Origin of the sequence: uncultured Thiodictyon sp. (assembly GCF_903828115.1) — a bacterium.
Lineage (GTDB): Bacteria > Pseudomonadota > Gammaproteobacteria > Chromatiales > Chromatiaceae > Thiodictyon.
On record NZ_CAIKKU010000644.1, the window covers coordinates 1 to 14,358 of the forward strand.

Consider the following 14,358-nt stretch of genomic DNA (forward strand, 5'->3'; position numbering starts at 1 on the left):
CCACGCGACGAGCATTCCCTAAATGGACTTGTTTAACTTATTAGTGAACCGTTCCTAATCCCCCTACATCATCACTGACCCAAGAGAGAGACCAGCATGGCCGAGCAAGAAAGCCAGTTGCCGAAGGCGAAGAAGTCCGTCGCACTCTCCGGCACCGCCGCCGGCAACACCGCCGTCTGTACCGTTGGCCGTACCGGCAACGACCTGCACTACCGCGGGTATGACATCCTCGATTTCGCCGATCACGCCGAATTCGAGGAGATCGCCCACCTCCTGATCCACGGGCACCTGCCCAGCCGGGCCGAACTGGTCGCCTATAAGCACCGCCTGCGCGCCCTGCGCGGCCTGCCCGCGGCCATGAAGACGGCCCTGGAGCAGCTCCCGCCCTCGTCCCACCCAATGGACGTGCTGCGTACCGGGGTCTCGCTGCTGGGCTCGCTGGAGCCCGAGAAGGAGTCGATGCCCTATGCCGGCGCACGCGCCATCGGTGACCGCCTGATCGCCAGCGCCGGTTCCATGTTGCTGTATTGGCACCATTACGCCCGTCACGGCCGGCGGATCGAGGTGGAGACCGACGACGACTCCGTCGGCGGACACTTCCTGCACCTGCTGCACCAGCACTCGCCCTCGACCGCCTGGGTGCGTGCCATGCACACCTCGCTCAACCTCTACGCCGAGCACGAGTTCAACGCCTCGACCTTCACCTCACGGGTGATCGCCGGCACCAACTCCGACATCTATTCCGCCATCACCGGCGCCATCGGCGCCCTGCGCGGTCCCAAGCACGGCGGCGCCAACGAGGTCGCCTGCGAGATCCAGCAGCGCTACACGGACCCGGACGGGGCCGAGGCCGACATCAAGGAGCGCATGGAGCGCAAGGAGATCGTCATCGGCTTCGGGCACCCGGTCTATACGGTCGGCGACCCCCGCAACGATGTCATCAAGGCCGTCGCCCGGCGTCTGTCCGAGGCCAACCAGGACACCCGCATGTTCGAGGTGGCCGAGCGCCTGGAGACCGTCATGTGGGATCTCAAGAAGATGTTCCCGAACCTCGACTGGTTCTCCGCCGTCGCCTACTCGCAGATGGGCATCCCTACCGCGATGTTCACGCCCATCTTCGTCATGGCCCGCATCAGTGGCTGGACCGCCCACGTCATCGAGCAGCGCCAGGACAACAAGATCATCCGTCCGAGCGCCAATTACATCGGCCCGGAAAACCGCAAGTGGATCCCGCTCGACCGGCGCTGATTCAATCCCGCCGCACCGGCGCGATCCAAGCAACGGCCGCGCAGTCGTCGCAGCCGTTGCCAAGGAAGGCAGGGGCGGCGGTTCCAGCCGGGGCCGCGCAACACTGAGCACGCCGGCGACTGCTTGCAGAAACAAAAAAAGGCCGGACCCCGGGGGGTCCGGCCTTGATCGGTTCGGGCGGCGACTGCCGCCCGCAACCCGTTAGAGGATGTAACCGCGCTCGTCGTGCAGCGCGAGATCCAGCCCCTCGGTCTCCTGCTCTTCCGTGACGCGCAGGCCAATGGTCCAGTCCACGAGCTTGAGGATGATCAGGCTCGCAATCGCCGTGTAGACCAGGGTGGTGCCGACACCGATCCCCTGCTTGATGACCTGATCGACGATGGTCAGACCCTCGGCCAGACCCTTGCCGCCCAGGACCGCGCTGGCGAAGACACCGGTCAGCATGGCACCGACGATACCGCCAACGGCGTGCACCCCGAACACATCGAGTGCGTCGTCATACCCGAACTTGCGCTTGAGCTTAGTCGAGGCGAGGAAGCACAGGACGCCCGCGGCGAGCCCGATGGCGATAGCGCCCATAGGGCCCGCGGTGCCGGAGGCCGGGGTAATGGCGACCAGACCGGCGACCGCACCCGAGGCGATACCGAGCACGCTCGGCTTGCCGTGCGCCCACCATTCCGCAAACATCCAGCTCAGCGCCGCGGTCGCGGTGGCGATCTGGGTGACCGCCATGGCCATGCCGGCCACGCCGTCCGCCGCCAACTCGCTGCCGGCATTGAAGCCGAACCAGCCGACCCACAGCATGGAGGCACCGATGACGGTATAGCCCAGGTTGTGGGGCGGCATGGCCGTGGTCGGGAAGCCCTTGCGCTTACCGATGACGATGGCCGCGACCAGACCGGCGATGCCGGCGTTGATGTGCACCACGGTACCGCCGGCGAAGTCGAGCACGCCGAGCGTGCCCAGGAACCCGCCGCCCCAGACCCAGTGGGCGACCGGCACATAGACGAGCGTCAGCCACAGCCCCATGAACCACATCAGGGCGGAGAACTTCATGCGCTCGGCGAAGGCACCGACCATCAGGGCCGGGGTGATGATCGCGAAGGTCATCTGGAAGGTCATGAAGACCGATTCGGGAATCGTCTGAGTCCCGTAGATCGAGGTCAGGCCGATCCCTTTGAGGAACAGGTTGTCGAGTCCGCCGATCCAACTGTTCAGGGCGCCGCCGTTGCCGAACGCCAGGCTGTAGCCATAGATGGTCCACAGCACCGTTACCAGGGCGGTGATGGCGAAGCACTGCATGAGGATCGAGAGCACGTTCTTGGCGCGCACCAGGCCGCCGTAGAAGAGCGCCAGGCCGGGGATGGTCATGAACAGCACGAGCGCCGTGGCAGTCAGCATCCAGGCGGTATCGCCGGCGTTGATGGTGGGTACCGGGGCCTCTTGCGCACCCGCGATCAGGGGCGTCAGGGCCAGGGCGCCGGCGAGGACCCGCACCAGGGTCCGTTGCGTCGATGGTTTCATAGTCGCTTGCTCTCCTTCGGGGTCAGTCGCGCGTCACAGGGCTTCCGAACCGGTCTCGCCGGTGCGGATACGAACGACCTGTTCCAGGTTGAAGACGAAGATCTTGCCGTCGCCGATCTTACCGGTACGGGCGGCGTTGGTGATGGCCTCGATCACCTTGTCGACCAACTGGTCGTCCACCGCGATCTCCAGCTTGATCTTGGGCAGGAAATCGACCACGTATTCGGCCCCGCGATAGAGCTCGGTGTGGCCCTTCTGGCGGCCGAAGCCCTTGACCTCGGTGACCGTGATGCCGGAGACGCCGATGTCGCCCAGGGCCTCGCGCACGTCGTCGAGTTTAAAGGGCTTGATGATGGCGGAAATCAGTTTCATGACGCGATACTCCGATGATTGTAGACATGCCCTCAGAAGGACTTGGAGAGCGTGAAGACCCCGGTACTGCCGCACTGGAAGGGCGCTGCGCACAGGTCGGTGTCGGTGCGGTCGACCCAGGCGAGGGCAAGCACAACGCCGCTGTAGACCTCGCGCGAGAGGCTCACGCTGTAGTCGTCGTAGCTGTAGCCGCCGCCATTGTTTACGCTATGGTTGTAGCGCGTCCAGCCGTAGTGCGCGGTGAGGCTGAAGGCATAGGGCAGGGGGACGGCGACCTGAAGGTCGTAGTACCAGGCGCCCCCGAGACCATAGAAATCTTCGCTGTAGTTGGCCGTGAACTTGGGCGTGAAGTAGCCCATGACGTCATAGCCGAGGCCCAGGTGGTATTCGTTGGTATTGTTGGCGTCGGTCTTCGTCATCGGATACTGGTAGCGCAGGTAACCGAGGTCGACGCTGAGTTTGCCGAAGGTCGGTGCCCAGCCGGCCTTCAGGTCCAGTTCCATGCTGGCCCCGTCGAAGCCCGGGGCCTTCAACGACTGATACAAGGCATCCGCGGTATCGGGTCCGACGATGACCTGCTGATTGCCTTGGTCGACATAGTAGTAGCCGCTGCCGGACGAACTGTCCACATTCGAGCCCCAGGCGCCCACGTAAAGGCTCCAGGGGACATAGGTGTAGTCGAAACCGCCCTGCACCGCCGGGCCATTATTGGTCTGACTGATGCCGCGAAACATATAGTTGCTGGTCAGCGCGACGTTGGCCTTCAGGGAATGGGGCGATTCGTCCGCGGCCAGGGCCTGCCGGGTGACGCCGGGCCCGGCGCCGAGCAGTGCGGCGACGGCACAGGCCGTGCGGACTCGGGGTGCGTTCATCTATTGGTGCCTCATAGGGTCGTACGGGGTTGGGAGCGGGAGCCGATGTTCGCGAAACCACGCGGCCTGGGGATCGGGATCCGGCGGTGCCGAGGCGGGCGCAGCGAGTCAGGCTGGTCAAGGTTACACGCAGTTCATGCAGGTAACATGCCAGAGACGCCTGTGCCCAATTTACAACGGCAAGGGGCGGCCTGTGACGCAATCCCAACAGGTTGCCGCACCAAGTGCGGTCGCTTTACCTGCCCTGCGGACCCGAGCCCGCACCACATTGGTGCATACTTTTGGCGAAAGACGGTTCCGGCAGGACTCCCTATAATGATCGCCACACCCCCAGTCCCCGCGGACGCGAGTCGCGCGGGCTCCACACCCCGAGGTATCCCCATCATGTTCGATCCGAAGCAACTCGACGACTTCGCCCAGCGCCTGGCCAGCGCCCTGCCCGAGGGGCTCAAGACCCTGCAGGAGGACCTGGGGCGGAATCTGCGCGGCTCCCTGGAGGCCGGGTTGTCCCGCCTGGACCTGGTGAACCGGGAAGAGTTCGACGTCCAGACGGCCGTGCTCGGGCGCACCCGCGAGAAGCTCGCCCGCCTGGAGGCCCAGGTAGCGGAGCTGGAGCGGGTGCTGGCCCTCGCCGGGACGCGGGCGGACTAGAGGACCCCTAGGTAACGAGTAAAGAACAAGGTAAACACAACACCATCGTTGTCGTAATCGGAGAAACGATGGAATTCGGCGTGCGAGCGAGTCCGGAGCGCTACGATAACCTCGATTACGACAACGACAACGACAACGAAGCGACAAGCACTCTCTAATCGACTTATTTAACTTATTGATCAACCGTTCCTTAACCCGCACCGCACCCGCCCGCGAGCACCGCTCTCATGCCCAATAAAGATTCGGACATCTCACTGAAATACCTGAACCTGTTGTCGGAAAAACACCCCTCGATACAGGCGGCGTCTACGGCCATCATCAACCTGACGGCCCTGCTGCAACTGCCCAAGGGAACCGAGCATTTTCTCTCCGACGTCCATGGCGAGCACGAGGCCTTCGAGCACGTCGTGCGCAATGGCGCCGGGTCGATCTGGCGTAAAATCGAGGAAATGTTCGGCGACGCGCTGACCAAGCCTGAACGGCGCAACCTGGCCACGCTGATCTACTATCCCGAGCTGAAAGTGCCCCTGATGCTGCGCAGCGTCGCCGACAAGGACGAATGGAGCCGGCTGACGCTGATCCGCCTGGTCAGGTTCTGTCGCAGCCTCACCGCCAAGTACCGGCGCGAAACGGTGCGCGGCTTTCTCCACAGTCACGTCGCCGATACCATCGAAGAACTGCTGTACGACCAGCAGGGGGTCGAGTCCAAGACTGCCTACTACCAAAGCCAGATCGACACCATCGTCGCGACCGGCAGCACCCTGACCTTCATCACCACCCTGGCCGAACTCATTCAGCGGCTGGCGGTGGCCAGACTCCATATCATCGGCGACATTTACGATCGCGGCCCGGGTGCCCACATCATTCTGGACTCGCTGATGCAATACCATCAGGTCGACATCCAGTGGGGCAATCACGACATCCTGTGGATGGGCGCGGCGGCGGGCAGCGAGGCGTGCATCGCCAACGTCATCCGCTTCAGCCTGCGCTACGGCAACATGGAAACACTGGAGAACGGTTACGGCATCAGCATGTTGCCCTTGGCGTCCTTCGCGCTTGAGACCTACCAGGACGACCCCTGTGAGTTATTCATCCCCAAGCTGCCCAAGGACCACAACTTCACCAGCCAGGAGATCCGCCTGCTGGCGCAGATGCAGAAGGCCATCACCATCATCCAGTTCAAGCTGGAGAGCCAGGTCATCAAGCGCCGCCCGCATTATCTGATGAATGACCGCCTGCTGCTCGACCAGATCGACTATGCGCGCGGCGTCATCACCCTGGGCGGGGTGGAGCATCCGCTGCGCGATACCCTGTTCCCGACGATCGACCCCGCCGCCCCGGATGCCCTGACGCCGCAAGAGCAGTCGGTGATGGACAAACTACTGCAGTCCTTCCTCAACAGCCGCAAGCTGCAACAGCATACCCGCTTTCTCTTTGCCAACGGCAGCCTGTACCTGGTCCATGACGGCAATCTGCTCTATCACGGCTGCGTCGCCATGAACGAGGACGGCGAGTTCCGCGCCTTCAACGTCGATGGCGAGTCGTTCCGCGGCCGGACCTTTCTCGACCGGGTCGACCGGTTGGCCCGGCAAGGCTATTTCGACATCGACAACCCAGCGCAGAAGCAGTACGGCATGGATGTCATGTGGTTCCTGTGGTGCGCCCCCCAATCACCGCTCTTCGGCAAGGAGAAGATGGCCACCTTCGAGCGCGCCTTCATCGCCGACAAGGCGACGCATGTGGAGCAGCGCAACCCTTATTACTCGCTGCGCGACACGCCGCAGAGCGCCCGCAAGATCCTGGCCGAATTCGGCCTGGATCCGGACCGCGGCTGCATCATCAACGGCCATGTGCCGGTCAAGGTCGGCAAGGGCGAGAGTCCGATCAAGGCCAACGGCCGGCTGATCGTCATCGACGGCGGCTTCTCGCGCGCCTATCAGAAGGAGACCGGCATCGCCGGCTACACGCTGATTTCCAATTCGCGCTACCTCCTGCTCGCCGCCCACCAGCCCTTTGAGTCGACGCACAAGGCGGTGTCGGAGGAACTCGATATCGACACCGCGACCGAGGTCATCCATACCTATCCGCGCCGGATGCTGATCGGCGACACCGATCGCGGGCGCGAAATCCAGGGGCAGATCGACGAACTGCACGCCCTCTTGCATGCCTACCGCGAGGGTCTGATCAAGGAGCACCGGCTCGACTGATACCCCGATCGGCTTGATCCCGCGGTTGTCGTGAGCACCGGAGGAACCTGACTAACCAGCCCAGCGCAACACCCTGGGACCGGGCTGCGCTCCGCCAGGGATCAGGACGCCTTTGACCCGGCGACCTGGCGGCAGCGGCCCGTCAGTTCCGTGCACCACACCGCCTCCGAGGCGGTCCTGATGGGCGGGGGTGTCATTTTCTCCAAATACCTGCGACGTTTCCGAAATAGCTGCGACCGCCTTGATCATTGTTCTGGCCAGCGGTCATCTTCTGCTGGGATGAAAGTCCCGCTTTTTCTTGACGGGTCGACAGCAAGCTTTCCTGGCTGGGAGGACATGTGACTGATTCCAATACATCCCCAATTGATCCGGCGCTGCTCTTGATGGAGAAGATGGTGTCTGTCCGGGGGACCGGAGACACTGTTATCGACAAACTCAGCGTCGATGATCGGGTGCTCGCGCGGGTAACGGACGGCATATACAGGCGCCCTTCGGCTGCGTTTCGCGAACTCGTCTTCAACGCATACGACGCCGACGCAACCCGCGTAGTCATAAATACCGACGCTCCCCGTTTTGATCGTGTCTCCATCCTAGATAATGGCGCCGGGATGACCGAACACGCTGTCGCGAACTTGATCAAACATATCGGCGGCAGTTCAAAACGAACCTACGCGGGTATCGATCTTGGCACAGTTAGCCCAGACAATCCTGACAACAGCCCCGCCGGCCGTCCATTGATCGGAAAGATCGGAATAGGACTTTTCGCCGTTGTGCATTTGACGACATACTTTCGGATTATTACTAAACGGAAAGGGGATGGCTTTCGCTTAGTCATAGATGTCAGAATGCAGACCCACTCGGAGGAGCGCCTCCGCACGCAGCCCAAAGGGACTGGCGGGAAAGAGCGCTTCGATACGGGTGACGTGGAACTGAGGTATGTACCGGCATCTGATATTGACACCCAGGGAACCGAAGTAATTCTTATGGAGTTACGGCGTGCCACGAAGGACATACTGCGCGATGCGGATCGGTGGAAGTTGATCATCGATGCGGAATCCGACAACACGGTGCTACGTCGCCCCGAGAGGCCGTTGTATCATATGGGGTATTGTGGCGACGGCGATGCGGGCCAATATATCGTCGAGCCCCAAGTACCCTGGCAGGAAGGAGCCGACCCGAGTGAGCGTTTCGCCCAACTTTGCGCGCGAGTCATCGATTCAAAGGACACCTCATCTCAAAGCCCAGATTTGAAGGAAATCTTCGACCAGTATCTCGAAATGATCTGGCGACTTAGCTTGGCCGCGCCACTCAAATACCTTGATGAAAATCCATTTGAGTTAGGAAGCGATAGCGAACTCGATTTTTTCAAGTTGTCGAATAAGAAGCCGGGAGGTGTAACGTGGGTAAGTTTACCAGCAGGGAGGACGCTTGCGGACGAATTCGGATTGCAAAGCATGCGACAAGATCCTTGCGGTGATTTTTCTGTCGTTATAGATTGCGTAGAACTCCGAAGACCCGTACGTCTTCAAAGCGAACTGCTTGGTGATAAGAGGCGCGTAAGGGCTAAAAAACCAATGCTTTTCATCGGTCAGTGCGCGTCGCCGCTTGGCACGGTTTCGAGTGACCGTGGTGGTGGCCCATTAGAGTTTGAAGCGTACTTTTACTGGAACAATCTTATCGTTCCGAAACAGAATCGTGGCGTTCTGATTCGGGTCCACGGGGCAAGTGGAGTCCTTTACGATGAAACCTTTATGGACTATAAGGTATCGGAGTTGAACCGGCTAAGACAGTTGACCGCCGAAGTCTTCATATTGAGCGGAATGGACCCAGCACTGAACATTGACCGCGAGTCATTTAATATCAGCCATCCGCACTATCAATATTTGACAATATGGGTTCATCGCGCCGTACTCCAAATCACTAATTACCTAAAGGATATAGGAAAGCGGGGTCTTGACAGAGAGAAAGCAGAACGGAAAAAACAGGCTGAGAACGACCTTGATCGGCACGTAAACACTGTCTGGGAGATAAGAGGCGATACCATGGAAGGAAGTCCCACGGTATTGCTAATCGCCAAAGGAGAGCGCCAGCAGGAAATTCAGCTAAGGTCAGATGGAAACATGGTGTTTCAACTTGATCGTGACAAATTAAAAGCAGTCAAAGCCACGGATGCAAATACAGGAATTCCGTCGCCTGGAGAGCAAGCGAAGGCAATAATGTCAGTATTGGCGGCATACCGCTTGTTAAACGACATACCTTATGCGACTCAACAGGCGATTTTTAATGATATTGCTGAAATCTTGTTGATAGGACGACGCGGATGAGCGAACAGGATTTACCACAGGACAACGGTGATGGCGATGATATCCCGATCGACGATATTTTGCCCCCTGAGCGAAAACGGCTCGAGCCTGCGAAGAAGGCCTACCAGCCGTGGCATAAGCCTCGCAAACAGCATGTTAGGCGCGCATGGGCTGGCAATGTATTCAGGCTTATGGGGAGCATTCATGTACCAAGGGGAAGCAAGCCGCTTTTCCGCTACCTAACTCTCCCGGGCGCAGATATGCTCGACGTGATGTCGCTCAAAGATTCGTGCGAGAAGCGTGGGTTCCAGCTTCATTATCTTGGTTTCAACGCGTCCAAGGCTGAGTCGCAAGAGGAGCAAAGCCTCACGCTGGCCCATCACCAAATGAAGAACCAGTGTTGGGTTGATGAACATTCCCACATTGCTAAGGAGCGGTTGGAAAATATCACCTCGCGTGGCGATTCAATTGCGTACAAAACCGCCCGCGCCCACGGGCCGTACCATGCTATAAACATTGATCTTTGCGGAAACATTGCGTCTCATGCAACAGACGGTGGGCCAGGCACATGCTTAGATGCGTTAGTAAAAATTATACAAATTCAGACTGAGTTGGCGCAGAGTAATTGGCTGCTTTTTGTTGCCACAAGGGTGCAGAAAAAGCAAATCGCGGAAAAATACTTGGAAGCCTTCGTGAACACTATTCGTCAAAATGCAGAGCATAGCGCCGCATTCGCCGAGGGACTGGATAATTTGTTTGCTGGCCACGAAACCGGAACGGAGTCCGCACTATCAGCACCGATGCAGTTGCCCGATCGCGCTTTCAAGGATTTGTTTTGCTTGGGGTTATCCAAATGGCTACTGCATTGCCTCCAGACCGCAAGACCACCTCAGGGACTGCGCATGTTGCGCAGTTACTATTTTTCCGTTTGCGAAGGCGAGCCAGATATGCTCTCGCTCGTTTTTCGAATTGAAAGAAGTGAGTCGCGCGCAGTTGATCCGACACAGATAGTAGATTGCGCACTGCCGCCGCCGAAAGACATCAATGTAGAGCAATTGTCCCTGGGAATATTAAAAAAGACCACGGACTTAGTGGATCTTGACTCGATGCTTAAGGGGGACGTGGAGCTGCGCGATAGCCTTATCAAAGAGACAGCGAGACTCCTGAAACTAGCGAATTACGACGTGACAGATTATCCAGGTTGGGCGTATGATCCGTCCTCAAGTCAGGGAGACGCTGATTAATTCGGAAACCGCCGGAGCGGACTTAACGAAAGCAGGGTGTTGCCCGGCTGCTTCGGGCCGAATTCGGGATTAATCAGCGATTCTTTACGGGCTTGCTTGTACAGTATCAGAATTCAGTTTGAGCTGTTCTGCGATGGATAGAGCGACTGCTTCCGCGAGTGGAGGCGGGACCGCATCGCTTACTTGGCGAATCTGCGATGATAGATTTCCCGTCAGTTCATAGGTAGCAGGGAACCCTTGTAGCAGCATGGCTTCATAGACACTTAGCCGCCGTTGGCAATTTGGATGAACATGAACTTCACGGTTTCCGTATGCGACAGTAATACTTGGCGCATCCCACGCCAGTGTTTTGAAGCTCCTGAGACAGGTATTACCTTCTTTTAGTGTTCCGTCAGTAAATTTTTTGGATTTTGGTGCCATGCACCAATGATTCGGATGGGGCTGTATTGTCTCCGGCGATGCCCCACGGTGGAAATACGTCGGCTCCGGTAAATCAACAAACGTATCTCTGACTGTCCGAATCTTTGACTCTTGCCGCAGATGGGTCGGAGCTGTCCATTTTTTTCCAGGATAGGCAGCGGCGTTAAACCCCACGACAATTAGGCGTTTACGCCTTTGTGGCACACCAAAATCCATGGCGTTAAGGATCGCTGACGAGACATTGAAACCGGCCTCGGTAAGCGCAGTCAACAAGCTCCGAAAACGTTCATCATGAGGGGGAAGCCCTAGCCCAGGAACATTTTCAAACATGAAAAAATCTATCCGGTGCCTCGCGTTCAGTTCCGCAAGAAGGGCAGCATAGCGCAATGGTAGGATATGCCGCGGGTCCTCGGCTCTTGGGCTGCGGTTGGCCTGGGAGAAACTTTGGCAAGGCGGCCCGCCGATTACACCCGTCGGCGTCAGTTCGCGACCAGCGAAGACATCAAGGTCTTTCGCTGAAACGTCAGTTAAATCAAGTATATATCCCGCAGGGCTATCGGCGCCTAGCCGATTGTGGTTGTACGTCCGGATGCTGTCAGCATGTTTATCAAAGGCAAACGAGGTTCTAAATCCCGCACGCTCAAAGCCGAGGTCTAAGCCGCCGGGGCCACAGAAAAGGCTTAGCAACATGTTCCCCTCCACAAGCGGGCCGTGACCGTTAGCCGCATCGCGTTCTCCGCAAATATGTAAGTACATGATTATCCGAGGCTGCACCAACTGGCGACCTCATGAAAAATCAAGGTGTTACAGGCTTGCGTGCGTTTCGATGCGTTAGCCGCAGTAAGTGCCACATCGTACCAGCATTCTACGCGGAAGGCGCGCTGCCGTCAGTTCCCTAGTTGCGCACGATGCGGCTGGTTGTGTATGGTCGATGCGGCAAGACGGCTGCGTTCTTTGACTGGTCGGCGTTCCTTTTCTTTCTTTATGGTTTGTGGGGCGGTAGCATTACATAAGGTCGATCTCATATTCCGGTGATAGCCCATCAATTTGCTCCAAAAGTTTCACTTGTGAAAATCTCGACGCTTTGGGACGGAAGCGCAGCAGTAAGTAGAAGGAGGCCTGCTGGGCGTCGGGTTGTGTCCAGTACCGTCCCGGTCAAGGGATGACCGGTTCACCCTTTCAGGGCTAGGCTGGGTTAACCTTATACGCAGGGCGTCGCCCTAGCGGGTATGTGCGACCCCGTTGGGTGGAAATGCACGACGACGCGGAACTGGGTATCACGCTCGCGTGGACCTTTGTTTGCGGGCAGGCGCCGGCCTGGGTGGTGCGCGCCCTGGTCTGAAGACAGTACCGGTGCGACTCCCTATACTAGCGTCAGGCGTCGGCCATCAGCGACGCCAGTCACGCCCCCATCCGAGGTATGCCGCTCATGCTCGATCCGAAGCCGTTCGACGACATCGCCCAGCGCGTGGCCGAGGGGCTGCAGACGGGGCTCAAGACCGTGCAAGAGGACCGACGGCGCAATCGGGGAAGGTCCCTGGCGGCCGGGGTGTCCCGGCTGGACTTGGTGAACAGGGAGGAGTTCGGCGTCCAGACCGGCATGTTCCTGCGCACCGGGGACAGGGTCTCCCGGCTGGAGGCCCAGGTGATGGAACTGGAACGCTTCGTGACTCCGGCCCGGACAGGGACGGATTGAGGCGGCGTCCCCCAGGGGCGGGCGTCTGGACACAGATCGAAGATGTCACTCTGCGTCCTGCATAGCCGTGCCCGGGAAGGGGTCAACGCCCCCCTGGTGACCGTCGAGGTCCATCTGGGCGGCGGACTGCCGGCCCTCTCCATCGTCGGGCTGCCGGAACTGGCGGTCAGGGAGAGCAAGGACCGGGTGCGGGGCGCCTTGCTCAACGGGCGCTTCCAGTTTCCGCTCGGGCGCATCACCATCAACCTGGCCCCGGCGGACCTGCCCAAGGAGGGCGGGCGCTTCGATCTGGCCATCGCCCTCGGTATCCTGGGCGCCTCCGGCCAAGTCCGGTCGGGGCAACTGAACGCCTACGAATTCCTGGGCGAACTGGCCCTGTCCGGCGACCTGCGCCCCGTCAGCGGGGTCTTGCCCGCGGCCCTGGCGACTCACCGCGCCGGGCGCGAACTGATCCTGCCGGCGGAGAATGCCGCGGAGGCGGGCCTGGTGGGGGGCCTGCGGCTGCGTCCGGCGCGTCACCTGATGGACCTGTGCGGACACCTCAACGGCACCAACCCCTTGCCGGTCTATGTCCCGGATACGGCCGCGGTGCCTGACCCGGACTACCCGGATCTCGCGGAGGTGCGGGGTCAGGAGCACGCCAAGCGCGCCCTGGAAGTCGCCGCGGCGGGTGGGCACAGCCTGCTCCTGATCGGCCCGCCGGGGACCGGCAAGTCGATGCTCGCCAATCGGTTGCCCGGGCTCTTGCCGCCGCTGAGCGAGGCCGAGGCCTTGGAGACCGCGGCGCTGCGCTCCATCAGCGACCGCGATGCCTTCGACCCGACGACCTGGCGGCAGCGGCCCTTCCGCTCCCCGCACCACACCGCCTCCGGCGTGGCCCTGGTCGGCGGGGGGAGCAACCCGCGCCCGGGGGAGATCTCGCTCGCCCACCTGGGGGTGCTGTTCCTGGACGAGTTGCCGGAGTTCGACCGGCGGGTGCTGGAGGTGCTGCGCGAGCCCCTGGAGTCCGGGCACATCCATATCTCCCGGGCGGCGCGCCAGGCGGAGTTTCCGGCGCGCTTCCAACTGGTGGCGGCCATGAACCCCTGCCCCTGCGGCTATCTGGGCGACGAGAGCGGGCGTTGCCACTGCACGGCGGAGCAGGTCGCGCGCTATCGCGGGCGCATCTCCGGCCCCCTGCTGGACCGCATCGACATGCATGTGGAGGTACCGCGGCTGGATCTGGCCCGGCTGGCCGGTCCGACCCCGGGCGGCGTCTCGGGCGGTGAGGGGGGCAGTGCCGCGACGCGGGCGCGTGTCGGGGCGGCACGGGCACGGGCGCAGGCGCGGGCGGGGCGGCCCAACTGCGCCCTGCGCCCGCGCGAGATCGAGCGCGACTGCGCGCTCGACGAGCAGGGCCAGCGGTTGTTGCAGCAGGCCCTGACCCGGCTCGCCCTGTCGGCACGCGCCTATCACCGGATACTCAAGGTCGCGCGCACCATCGCCGACCTGGCGGGGGTGGAGGCCATCACCGCGGCCCATCTGGGCGAGGCGGTGGGCTATCGGCGGCTGGACCGGGGGACGGCGTGAACCCTGCACCCAGGAACGGTTCACTAATTGAGGTCAAACAAGTCCATGAGAGGATACTTGTAGCGTCGTTGTCGTTGTCGTTGTCGTTGTCGTAATCGAGGTTATGCTGGCGCCCCGGATTCTCTCGCACCTCAAACTGCATCGCTTCTCCGATTACGATTACGACAACGACTACGACAACGACAACGACAACGACAACGATAATGAACCGTTCCTATTCAAGTCCATTTATTACCAGCAGGCCCGGTTTTC

11 protein-coding genes are annotated in these 14,358 nt (G+C 60.5%); 7 read left to right on the forward strand and 4 right to left on the reverse strand.

All coding sequences use genetic code 11. The features are described from left to right. The first annotated feature begins 96 nt into the window (after positions 1-96). On the forward strand, positions 97-1,248 hold the full coding sequence (gene prpC / locus QZY48_RS24375; protein ID WP_295435954.1) for a 2-methylcitrate synthase: 1,152 nt from the start codon (positions 97-99) through the stop codon (positions 1,246-1,248). A 201-nt stretch (positions 1,249-1,449) separates the two neighbouring features. Here the strand turns inward: prpC and QZY48_RS24380 are convergent, their stop codons facing one another. The 3 genes from QZY48_RS24380 to QZY48_RS24390 are packed head-to-tail and all read right to left on the reverse strand — an operon-like array spanning position 1,450 to position 4,016. After that, complete coding sequence (locus QZY48_RS24380; RefSeq protein WP_295435956.1) at positions 1,450-2,772, reverse strand: ammonium transporter; 1,323 nt, start codon at positions 2,770-2,772, stop codon at positions 1,450-1,452. Positions 2,773-2,805: 33 nt separating this feature from the next. After that, positions 2,806-3,144: a P-II family nitrogen regulator gene (locus QZY48_RS24385; protein WP_100917382.1), complete on the reverse strand. Its 339-nt coding sequence runs from the start codon at positions 3,142-3,144 to the stop codon at positions 2,806-2,808. A 32-nt stretch (positions 3,145-3,176) separates the two neighbouring features. Beyond that, positions 3,177-4,016 carry a TorF family putative porin gene (locus tag QZY48_RS24390; RefSeq protein ID WP_295435959.1) on the reverse strand — a complete coding sequence of 280 codons (840 nt, stop codon included), beginning with the start codon at positions 4,014-4,016 and terminating at the stop codon, positions 3,177-3,179. A gap of 384 nt (positions 4,017-4,400) precedes the next feature. On the opposite strand from QZY48_RS24390, the gene QZY48_RS24395 reads away from it, so the two are divergent. From QZY48_RS24395 to QZY48_RS24410, 4 genes are all read left to right on the forward strand, one after another. Beyond that, positions 4,401-4,667, forward strand: a complete 267-nt coding sequence (locus tag QZY48_RS24395; RefSeq protein WP_295435961.1) for an accessory factor UbiK family protein — start codon at positions 4,401-4,403, stop codon at positions 4,665-4,667. Between the two features lie 227 nt (positions 4,668-4,894). After that, positions 4,895-6,874: a fructose-1,6-bisphosphatase gene (locus QZY48_RS24400; protein ID WP_295435963.1), complete on the forward strand. Its 1,980-nt coding sequence runs from the start codon at positions 4,895-4,897 to the stop codon at positions 6,872-6,874. Between the two features lie 338 nt (positions 6,875-7,212). Further along, positions 7,213-9,198: an ATP-binding protein gene (locus QZY48_RS24405; protein ID WP_295435965.1), complete on the forward strand. Its 1,986-nt coding sequence runs from the start codon at positions 7,213-7,215 to the stop codon at positions 9,196-9,198. Further along, positions 9,195-10,421, forward strand: coding sequence for a hypothetical protein (locus tag QZY48_RS24410; RefSeq protein WP_295435967.1), 1,227 nt, complete (start codon positions 9,195-9,197; stop codon positions 10,419-10,421). Before QZY48_RS24405 ends, QZY48_RS24410 begins: the two co-directional genes overlap by 4 nt. Before the next feature lie 84 nt (positions 10,422-10,505). Here QZY48_RS24410 and QZY48_RS24415 read toward each other — a convergent pair whose 3' ends face one another. After that, complete coding sequence (locus QZY48_RS24415; protein ID WP_295435969.1) at positions 10,506-11,531, reverse strand: DNA cytosine methyltransferase; 1,026 nt, start codon at positions 11,529-11,531, stop codon at positions 10,506-10,508. Between the two features lie 739 nt (positions 11,532-12,270). Between QZY48_RS24415 and QZY48_RS24420 the strand changes: the two genes are divergently transcribed. Both QZY48_RS24420 and QZY48_RS24425 read left to right on the forward strand, forming a co-directional pair. Beyond that, the gene (locus tag QZY48_RS24420) at positions 12,271-12,537 is read left to right on the forward strand and encodes an accessory factor UbiK family protein (RefSeq protein WP_295435971.1); all 267 of its coding nucleotides are present in this window, start codon (positions 12,271-12,273) and stop codon (positions 12,535-12,537) included. A gap of 42 nt (positions 12,538-12,579) precedes the next feature. After that, positions 12,580-14,106: a YifB family Mg chelatase-like AAA ATPase gene (locus tag QZY48_RS24425; protein WP_295435973.1), complete on the forward strand. Its 1,527-nt coding sequence runs from the start codon at positions 12,580-12,582 to the stop codon at positions 14,104-14,106. Positions 14,107-14,358 lie beyond the last annotated feature (252 nt).

Excerpts from the sequence above, each read along its gene's own strand:
- prpC (WP_295435954.1), top strand. The coding sequence starts at position 97 with ATGGCCGAGCAAGAAAGCCAGTTGCCGAAGGCGAAGAAGTCCGTCGCA.
- QZY48_RS24380 (WP_295435956.1), bottom strand. The coding sequence starts at position 2,772 with ATGAAACCATCGACGCAACGGACCCTGGTGCGGGTCCTCGCCGGCGCC.
- QZY48_RS24385 (WP_100917382.1), bottom strand. The coding sequence starts at position 3,144 with ATGAAACTGATTTCCGCCATCATCAAGCCCTTTAAACTCGACGACGTG.
- QZY48_RS24390 (WP_295435959.1), bottom strand. The coding sequence starts at position 4,016 with ATGAACGCACCCCGAGTCCGCACGGCCTGTGCCGTCGCCGCACTGCTC.
- QZY48_RS24395 (WP_295435961.1), top strand. The coding sequence starts at position 4,401 with ATGTTCGATCCGAAGCAACTCGACGACTTCGCCCAGCGCCTGGCCAGC.
- QZY48_RS24400 (WP_295435963.1), top strand. The coding sequence starts at position 4,895 with ATGCCCAATAAAGATTCGGACATCTCACTGAAATACCTGAACCTGTTG.
- QZY48_RS24410 (WP_295435967.1), top strand. The coding sequence starts at position 9,195 with ATGAGCGAACAGGATTTACCACAGGACAACGGTGATGGCGATGATATC.
- QZY48_RS24415 (WP_295435969.1), bottom strand. The coding sequence starts at position 11,531 with ATGTTGCTAAGCCTTTTCTGTGGCCCCGGCGGCTTAGACCTCGGCTTT.
- QZY48_RS24420 (WP_295435971.1), top strand. The coding sequence starts at position 12,271 with ATGCTCGATCCGAAGCCGTTCGACGACATCGCCCAGCGCGTGGCCGAG.
- QZY48_RS24425 (WP_295435973.1), top strand. The coding sequence starts at position 12,580 with ATGTCACTCTGCGTCCTGCATAGCCGTGCCCGGGAAGGGGTCAACGCC.